The 737-nt window shown below is 47.2% G+C and carries 1 protein-coding gene; it reads right to left on the reverse strand.

The window, feature by feature from the left end:
* The coding region (gene tnpC / locus AC19MX_RS21095; protein ID WP_498299772.1) for an IS66 family transposase at positions 1-737 on the reverse strand (737 nt) is incomplete at both ends.

Raw genomic sequence — 737 nt, forward strand, 5'->3', positions numbered from 1 at the left:
TCTTCCAGGCTCAGTGCTTGTATTTGGGTTTCAATACGGTACAGCTTGGCTATCATGCTCAGCGCCATATCCGCTTTACTGATTTTGCCTACTTTGGGCTTGCCTTGTGCTATTAGCGCTTCTTTGAATTTACGCCGCGCATGAGCCCAACAACCGACCAGTTTATTGTTTGCTTGCTGATAAGCCGCGTAACCATCGACTTGTAAATAACCATTAAATACCGTTTGCTCGGTGGCAAGAAAACGGCTCACGCAGGTGCCCGCGCGGCTACCGTCTTGATAGTCGTACAGTACTATATTGCGCAAACCTTGATATCGAGGCTCAGTGCTTGGTTTATCCGCGCCAGCGCAATACACCCACATGTAGGATTTCACCCGCTCATCGTTAATCACTTTGAGCGTGGTCTCATCGGCGTGGATGACATCTTGTCTTAATAAATGGTGGTGGAGTAAATCATATAAGGGCTTGAACAGCGCTGCAGATTTCATCATCCAATCCGCCATGGTTTGCCTGCTTAAGGCGATACCGTGTTGCTTGAATAAGGTTTCTTGTCGGTAAAGGGGTAATGCGTACTGATATTTACTGGTAATGAGCTGGCTTAACAAGCTTGGCGTCGCCACGCTTTTAGGGATAGGACTGACTGGCACGGGCGCTTGTTTGATATTGGCCTGGGTTCCTTTTGTTTCACAATGCTTGCAGCTGTATTTTAATCTAACGTGCTCAATCACACTGATTTG

The sequence above is a fragment of the Shewanella sp. MF05956 genome (assembly GCF_059758055.1).